Origin of the sequence: Fodinibius salsisoli, from assembly GCF_026229185.1 — a bacterium.
Lineage (GTDB): Bacteria > Bacteroidota > Rhodothermia > Balneolales > Balneolaceae > Fodinibius > Fodinibius salsisoli.
Genome location: NZ_JAGGJA010000037.1, coordinates 1 through 971, shown reverse-complemented (window position 1 = coordinate 971; position 971 = coordinate 1). Strand labels below are relative to the sequence as shown.

1 protein-coding gene and 1 pseudogene are annotated in these 971 nt (G+C 49.1%); both read right to left on the bottom strand.

Annotation, left to right across the window (positions count from 1 at the left end; genetic code table 11):
* Positions 1-397 (bottom strand): annotated as a pseudogene (locus J6I44_RS20520) (methyltransferase family protein); the annotation flags it as partial.
* A 53-nt stretch (positions 398-450) separates the two neighbouring features.
* A partial coding sequence (locus J6I44_RS20515; RefSeq protein ID WP_265768142.1) for a type II glyceraldehyde-3-phosphate dehydrogenase occupies positions 451-971 on the bottom strand: 521 nt, incomplete at its 5' end.

Below are 971 nucleotides of genomic sequence, written 5' to 3'. Positions count from 1 at the left end.
GGCTGTATAATCCGTCGGTTGCCAGCCTGTTTTCCTGCTTGGCATGGTAAAGCTGACGCCAGCCCTGGATAAAAATTCCGAAGCCAATAAAAAGCAGGGCATAGCCCAGAATCATTGAGATCATCATGCCGGTCTGCCCCATACCTAATATTGTGGACCAGAGATTGGCATCTACAGACCCGCTGTCAATTCCCAAGAATCGCGCCATCAAATAAATAGTAAGGGGAAAGCCATACATCTCTGCATACAATGCAATGATAAAGCCTTGAATTAAACCAGCTCCCACCCACTCCCGCCAGGATTTGGGTGCCATGTACTTGTATAATAGCCAAGAAGCAATAACGATAACAAAAAGCGCTATAACCCAGGCTCCTGAATGTTCAATTCCTCGTTCCATGTAATTGCTCCGTTCAGTTAAAAGAGTTTTTGGTAATGAAAATGGATCATTTCCTAAATGAACCGTTGCGTAACGCCCAGCGAACGGTTTGTCTTATCAACCGATTTTTTGGGGTCCGATTCGCTGCCGGTCAGCGCTCGGATGGCATCAATAGTTTCGGGAATGACGATGGCTTGATTATCGACCAAATAGGCGTAATAGAGTTCATCGCCTTCCACCTTAAGCATATCCTCCCAGATGGCTACTTCGTACATGTCGCCGTGAGGACGCCCCAGGTCCAGCATCAGCTCCTTAACGGCATTGTTGGCCGAAAGATCGTCGCTCATGTTGATAAAAGCGGTTCGGGTGGAGGTGCCGAAAGCCTCCAGCACTTCCTCTTTGGATGCTTCCCGGGTCAATTGCACGGTCCAGTAGTGCAGGTGAGAAAGTGTTTGGGGTACTTTTACAGCTGCCGTCACTACATCCAACTCGGGATCCACGCTCTGAGCATCCGGCCCCTGGTGACTTGGAATTTCCGGTTCGGGAACCAGCGTATTCATGATGCCACTCTTATGGCTTTCCCACGGATCGGTAG